This is a genomic window from Rheinheimera soli (assembly GCF_031457405.1).
GTDB lineage: Bacteria > Pseudomonadota > Gammaproteobacteria > Enterobacterales > Alteromonadaceae > Pararheinheimera > Pararheinheimera soli_A.
In genome coordinates, this window is record NZ_JAVDWR010000014.1 from 87,354 (window position 1) to 93,668 (window position 6,315).

At 47.3% G+C, this 6,315-nt stretch carries 10 protein-coding genes; 5 read left to right on the plus strand and 5 right to left on the minus strand.

Translation table 11 applies throughout. The annotated features are described in order from the left end of the window. Positions 1–10: 10 nt before the first annotated feature. On the plus strand, positions 11–556 hold the full coding sequence (locus J2W69_RS16170) for a DNA topoisomerase family protein (RefSeq protein ID WP_310280466.1): 546 nt from the start codon (positions 11–13) through the stop codon (positions 554–556). A gap of 46 nt (positions 557–602) precedes the next feature. Here J2W69_RS16170 and J2W69_RS16175 read toward each other — a convergent pair whose 3' ends face one another. Continuing rightward, positions 603–1,754: a 5-(carboxyamino)imidazole ribonucleotide synthase gene (locus J2W69_RS16175; protein ID WP_310280468.1), complete on the minus strand. Its 1,152-nt coding sequence runs from the start codon at positions 1,752–1,754 to the stop codon at positions 603–605. Between the two features lie 3 nt (positions 1,755–1,757). Continuing rightward, on the minus strand, positions 1,758–2,243 hold the full coding sequence (gene purE, locus J2W69_RS16180) for a 5-(carboxyamino)imidazole ribonucleotide mutase (protein WP_008897198.1): 486 nt from the start codon (positions 2,241–2,243) through the stop codon (positions 1,758–1,760). A 146-nt stretch (positions 2,244–2,389) separates the two neighbouring features. Here purE and tsaC point away from each other — a divergent pair, with 146 nt between their 5' ends. Together tsaC and hemF are read left to right on the plus strand one after the other, a co-directional pair. Beyond that, the gene (tsaC, locus tag J2W69_RS16185; protein WP_310280471.1) at positions 2,390–2,971 is read left to right on the plus strand and encodes an L-threonylcarbamoyladenylate synthase type 1 TsaC; all 582 of its coding nucleotides are present in this window, start codon (positions 2,390–2,392) and stop codon (positions 2,969–2,971) included. Between the two features lie 29 nt (positions 2,972–3,000). Then, positions 3,001–3,921 (plus strand): oxygen-dependent coproporphyrinogen oxidase, encoded by a 921-nt coding sequence (gene hemF / locus J2W69_RS16190; RefSeq protein WP_310280473.1) that lies wholly within the window; start codon positions 3,001–3,003, stop codon positions 3,919–3,921. A gap of 66 nt (positions 3,922–3,987) precedes the next feature. On the opposite strand, the gene J2W69_RS16195 is transcribed toward hemF, so the two are convergent. After that, positions 3,988–4,428: a group II truncated hemoglobin gene (locus tag J2W69_RS16195; RefSeq protein WP_310280475.1), complete on the minus strand. Its 441-nt coding sequence runs from the start codon at positions 4,426–4,428 to the stop codon at positions 3,988–3,990. Between the two features lie 9 nt (positions 4,429–4,437). On the opposite strand from J2W69_RS16195, the gene aroE reads away from it, so the two are divergent. Continuing rightward, positions 4,438–5,253 carry a shikimate dehydrogenase gene (gene aroE / locus J2W69_RS16200; RefSeq protein ID WP_405047895.1) on the plus strand — a complete coding sequence of 272 codons (816 nt, stop codon included), beginning with the start codon at positions 4,438–4,440 and terminating at the stop codon, positions 5,251–5,253. Next, complete coding sequence (locus J2W69_RS16205; RefSeq protein ID WP_310280479.1) at positions 5,250–5,498, plus strand: DUF1488 domain-containing protein; 249 nt, start codon at positions 5,250–5,252, stop codon at positions 5,496–5,498. Before aroE ends, J2W69_RS16205 begins: the two co-directional genes overlap by 4 nt. On the opposite strand, the gene J2W69_RS16210 is transcribed toward J2W69_RS16205, so the two are convergent. Together J2W69_RS16210 and J2W69_RS16215 are read right to left on the minus strand one after the other, a co-directional pair. After that, positions 5,490–6,029 carry a gamma carbonic anhydrase family protein gene (locus J2W69_RS16210; RefSeq protein ID WP_310280482.1) on the minus strand — a complete coding sequence of 180 codons (540 nt, stop codon included), beginning with the start codon at positions 6,027–6,029 and terminating at the stop codon, positions 5,490–5,492. The two genes, J2W69_RS16205 and J2W69_RS16210, sit on opposite strands and share 9 nt — an antisense overlap. 67 nt (positions 6,030–6,096) lie before the next feature. Next, a partial coding sequence (locus tag J2W69_RS16215; RefSeq protein WP_310280484.1) for a hypothetical protein occupies positions 6,097–6,315 on the minus strand: 219 nt, incomplete at its 5' end.

The following is a 6,315-nucleotide window of genomic DNA, read 5'->3' on the forward strand; positions in this document are numbered from 1 at the left end:
TGGCCTTTGTATGTCCCAGTCTGACGATACACTTTTTCAACACGAAAAAACCGCAGAGCCTTGTCCTCTGTGTGGCCATGCTTTGCAGATAAAAAGTGGCAAAAACGGGCCTTTTTTAGGCTGTAGCAACTATCCGGTCTGTAATTACCTTAAAGCGCTGCATCCCCATGAAAATACTGTGGTAAGAGTATTAGAGGATCAATTTTGTCCAGAATGCGGAAACGAACTGGCGGTCAAAAATGGTCGCTACGGTATGTTTATTGGGTGTAGCCATTACCCACATTGTCATTTTATTGTGCATGCTGATGAACCCGAACCCAGCGATGTGCCTTGTCCTGAATGCAAAAAAGGCCAATTGCTGGAGCGTACCAGTAAATACGGCAAAGCTTTTTATGGCTGCAGCAGATACCCGGACTGCAAATGCCTGCTGAATTTTAAGCCTGTCGAAGGGCAATGCCAGTTCTGTAATTATCCATTGTTGATGGAAAAACCTTCGGCTTCAGGCGTGAAACTACTGTGCGCCAGTAAAAAATGTCAGAAAGTGCAGGGGAACTAAAGCTGGCAAAGAAGATCCTTTGCCAGCTTTACAGTCAATAGTAGTGTTATTGCAGTTGTTTCAGACGCGCCGCCACTAACTCCAGCTCAGGAAACTCATCTTCAGGTAAATGCGGACGCAACAGATCAAAACGTTGTGCCAGTTCGCTGGTGCTGGTTGCACTTAAATTGATATGGCCCATTTTGCGGCCCGGCCTTTTGCCTTTGCCATACCAATGTAAATGGCAGCTTGGCAAAGTTAATACTGCAGGGCTGACATGATCTTCACCCAAAATATTTACCATCAAAGTGGGGCGCACTAAGTCTGTGCTGCCGAGTGGCAAACCACAAACAGCCCGTAAATGATTTTCAAACTGGCAGGTGTCCGCGCCTTGTTGAGTCCAGTGTCCTGAATTATGCACTCTTGGCGCTATCTCATTCACCAGCAACTGATCGCCAACCTGAAAAAACTCCAGCGCCAATACACCAACATAATCCAAAGCCGTGGCTACAGCTTCAAACATCTGCCTGGCTTGTTGCTGTAGTTCCTGTTGACCAGGTAAAGCCAGAGATACCGCCAGTACACCAGAGACATGATGATTTTCTGTCAGAGGATAAACCACCATATCGCCAGCCTGGTTACGGGCGCCGACTAAACTGACTTCACGGTCAAAGCGGACAAACTGCTCAGCGACTATGGCTTGTGGCAATGTGTGATCGGCCCCTGCCATAAACTGCTGGATATCAGCCCAAACTCCTTGTGCATCCGACTGAGTTTTTAAACGCCATTGGCCTTTGCCGTCATAACCGGCCAAAGCGCTTTTCAACACCAGTGGTAAACCCAGCTGTTCAATCGCCTGATAAAAATCCTGTTCAGTCACCACAATTCTGTAGGCGGCGTTAGTTACACCTGCTTTATCCAATAATTGTTTTTCCTGACGCCTGTCGCCACCTGCTTTTATCGCTGTGCTGTTCGGTAAAAACTTACCGCTTTGCTGGCAAAGCTCCTGAACCGGGTAAGGGATATGCTCAAATTCAGAGGTGATCACATCCGCATTGGCTATAGCTTGTGCCAGACCAGTCCCCAGTTTTTGCTGAGTGACAGGGTCAACAATAGTGTCGCTGTTCACATCATAAGCTGAAACTTTTAAGTTCAGCGGTGTACCAGCCAGGCTCATCATGCGAGCCAGTTGACCAGCACCTAAAACCAGAACCTTCATCAGTTATTCCTCGGCTGGGTTAGGCTGGGCAAGCACTGTGTCTGTTTGTTCTTTGCGGAATGCATCAATTTTGCTCATCAGCTCTGCATCAGAGGTCGCCAGAATTTGTGCAGCAAGTAAACCAGCGTTAGTCGCGCCAGCTTCGCCTATAGCAAGGGTACCTACTGCAACACCTTTTGGCATCTGCACTATGGATAACAAAGAGTCCAGACCTTTTAAGGCTTTAGACTGAACTGGTACGCCTAAGACGGGCAAGCTGGTAAAAGCCGCAGCCATACCAGGTAAATGCGCTGCACCACCTGCACCTGCAATAATGACTTTTAAACCACGTGCAGCTGCACTAGTGGCATAGTCGGCTAAGAGTTGAGGAGTTCTGTGAGCTGAAACAACGGTAGTTTCATAGGCGATTTGAAAACGATCTAACATATCGGCCGCGTTTTTCATTGTGGGCCAATCAGATTTAGACCCCATGATAATACCTACTTTCATCGTTGTTTCCTTAAAGCTGCTAAGAACTGGCATAATAAGGCCGCTATTATATACGCAAAGTAATTGAAGCTGTAGCTTCTGCTAAGACTCTGGCCGTGACCAGAAAGACTTTTGACTAAAAAACCTCAGATACAGGGCTTAGAAAAGTGACTGATATAACATCTGCCGTTACTGCGTTGCGGCAAGGCCAGGTGATCGCCTATCCAACCGAAGCTGTGTTTGGTGTCGGCTGCGACCCGGATAATGTTCAGGCCATCGAAACTTTGTTGCAGGTCAAACAAAGGCCAAAATCCAAAGGCTTAATCTTAATAGCTGCAGACTTTTCTCAGTTGATTCCTTATATTGCAGCCGACACGCTCAGCATGGAACAAACTCAGCTGATGCTGGACTCATGGCGCAACAGTGCAGGTGTCACAGATAAAGCTGCTGTGACCTGGGTTGTGCCTGCTTCAACACGTTGCAGTGATTGGCTGACAGGGCAGTTTGATAGCATTGCGATTCGGGTTTGTGATCACCCTGTGGTGCAGCAGTTATGTCTGGCTTTTGGTAAACCTGTCACGTCCACCAGTGCAAATTTATCAGGCCTGGAGCCTTGTCGCAGCACAGTCGAAGTTCAGCTTCAACTGGCGGATCAAGTCGCTGTGATAGTGGATGCGCCAACAGGTGGGCGCGCTGTGCCATCAGAAATACGGGATATCACGACAGGCCATATTTACCGGGCGGGTTAATAGCCGCCTGCGAATCAAGAGATAAGCAAATGCAAAATGTCGATAAACATCAGGTAAAAGCTTTTTTAATGGCACTGCAGGACAGCATTTGCGCTGAACTTGCCGCTGCTGATGGCGCATCAGTTTTTGTCGAAGAAAGCTGGGACAGAGCCGAAGGCGGTGGCGGTCGTAGCCGTGTATTAACTCATGGTGCTGTATTTGAGCAGGCTGGTGTTAATTTCTCTCATGTGTTTGGCGATAAGATGCCTGGTTCAGCCACTGCGCACCGGCCTGAACTGGCTGGTCGTAAGTTTGAAGCTATGGGCGTGTCTTTAGTGATCCACCCGCTTAATCCACATATCCCTACCAGTCATGCCAATGTGCGGTTTTTTATCGCCGAAAAAGAAGGTGAAGCACCTGTTTGGTGGTTTGGTGGTGGTTTTGATTTAACGCCTTTTTATCCGGTGGAAGCTGACGTGCTGCATTGGCATCAGGTAGCCAAAGACTGTTGTGATCGTTTTGACGCCGCTTACTACCCTAAGTACAAAAAATGGTGTGATGAATACTTCTACTTAAAGCACCGCAACGAAACCCGTGGTGTAGGTGGTTTGTTTTTTGATGATTTAAACGAGCCGGGTTTTGAGCAGAGTTTTGCTTTTATGTCTGCTGTAGGTGAAGCCTTCACTAAGGCTTATCTGCCTATAGTCGAGCGCAACAAAAACAAAGCCTATTCAGAAGCAGAACGCCAGTTCCAGCTGTATCGTCGTGGTCGTTATGTCGAGTTTAATCTGGTATTTGACCGCGGTACTTTGTTTGGCTTGCAAAGTGGTGGCCGCACCGAGTCTATTCTAATGTCGATGCCACCTTTAGTACGCTGGCAATATGGTTATCAGCCGGAAGCTGGCAGTGCAGAAATGAAATTATACGAGCGTTATCTGCAACCACAGGACTGGTTAGGTCTTAATCACTAATAAGTACAAGTCACTTCAGGCGCTTCGGCGCCTGGGTTTTATCTGTAAATCACCATCCGTAGATCATTATCTGTTGATCATATGGCTGGCCAGTTGCGCCAGTGAATGACTTAGCCCTTGCCGTAACAACTTATCTTCTACCACTTCAGCCAAAGCGTTATCCATACAAAACATCCACTGATCGCGCATCTGCTGATCAACAGCAAAAGGCATATGCCGCATCCGTAAACGTGGATGGCCGTATTTTTCTTCAAACAAAGAGGGACCGCCCAGCCAGCCTGATAAAAACTCAAAAAACTTTTGCCTTATGGCGTCCAGAGGCAGAGGATGAATCGCATACAATTCGGCGGCTTCTGGTGCTGTCGACATAATGTCGTAGAATCTGTTTGCCAGACGTCGTGTTGCTGCTTCGCCGCCAATCAGCTCGTAAGGCGTGGTCGCCGGAGTAGGATGTGGCTTGCTATTTGGCTGGCTTTTATTAAAAATCGCGTCAAACAACTTTTTCATGGTGAACCTGTGGACCGTTACGCTGTATTTGGAAATCCTGTTGGGCACTCAAAATCGCCGCTGATCCATAGCTGGTTTGCCAAACAAACCGCACAAGCTTTGAGTTACGAAGTCATTTTAGCACCGGTCGACGCCTTTGCCGACAGCTGGTTTAGCTTTGTTGCTGCGGGAGGCCGTGGTGGTAATGTCACAGTGCCTTTTAAAGAGCAGGCGTATCAGTTGGCAGAACAGCTTAGTGAACGCGCTTTACAGGCGGGAGCAGTTAACACCTTATATATAGATAAAGAGGGTGTGCTTTGTGGTGATAACACCGATGGTTTAGGTTTAGTGGCTGATTTAACCCGACTGGGTGCAGAGTTAAAAGACGCTGCGGTTTTAGTCTTAGGTGCTGGTGGTGCTTGCCGTGGTGTAGTCGGGCCTTTATTAGCTGCTGGTGTAAAGCATATTCATATAGCCAACAGAACGGCAGCAAAGGCTGAAGCCATAGCCGAACTGTTTGATAACAGAGTCACAGCTTCAGGTTATAACGAAGTGCTGGCTGAAAAGTGGAACATAGTCATTAACGCCACTTCCAGTGGGTTGGACCAGCAAAGACCTGCTTTGGCAGAACAACATCTTCAGCACTGCACTCTGGCCTACGATATGTTGTATGGCAAAAAGCCGACCGCTTTTCTGATCTGGTGTCAGCAACAAGGTGTGCCTCAGTGCGCTGATGGTTTAGGTATGTTAGTCAGTCAGGCCGCCGAAAGTTTTGTGATATGGCGTGGCGTTAAACCAGATGTCACTCCTGTACTGCAACAACTGACGGCTATGGTGAAATCATGAACCAGCAACTGATCTTTAATCATGACTTCAGTTTTGATGAAAACACAGATTCGGTCAGCTGTAGTTGTTTAGCAGCAGGCATGCGGTTACGTATCTATATAAAGAAGCCACAAGGTTGGGATAACCTAAGCTGGCTGGAACAAATTAAAGAAGACTGCTTTTATTGGGAAGAACAAATCGAAGAAGCGGCCAGAGCAGACCGCTTTAATACAGAAGGTGTGTTGTATCTGGATGGCTCAGCTTAACGGCTCGGCCAGATACTCATCTTTTAATACCACATAGTTAATCGCCGACTGAGTCAGGAAACTACGCTCTGCTTCATTCAATGGCCTGGCTTGTTTTACCGGGCTGCCTACATACAAATAACCAGACTCTAATCTTTTGCCAGGTGGTACCAGACTACCAGCACCAATAATGACATCGTCTTCTACTATGACGTCGTCCATCACTATAGCGCCCATACCCACCAGAATACGGTTTCCCAATTGGCAACCGTGCAACATGACTTTATGACCCACTGTGACATCGTCTCCTATAAGAAGAGGAGAACCGCCTGGGCCCTTTATTGTCGGGCGGGACACATGCAATACAGAACCGTCCTGTACATTAGTACGCTCACCAATACGGATAATGTTCACATCACCCCGCGCTGCTACTAAGGGCCAGATACTACTATTAAGGCCAATTTGAATATCGCCGACCAAAACAGACGATGGATGCACATAAACTCCATCAGCAAGCTGTGGAGTTTTACCTTTATATGAAGTTAATGACATAAGAATTTCCTCTGCTGCTGCAGGATTATGCGACAAATGTTGAAAAAAAGCACGGTTCGATTGAATTTCAGGCTTTCGCACTCAAAAGTATAAGTTTTCTTAAAAAGAGTATTGCACGCCGCCAAAAACTCCCTATAATGCGCGCCATGCCAACGGGGTAATGCGAAAGCAGCTCTGGGGTGGTTTTAAACTGAAGTGAAAAATGATGCAAAACATCGCTTGACACGCAGTTGAAAATCACTAAAATGGCCGCCTCGCAACGCGGTGGAGTCGAAAGGCTCAAAAG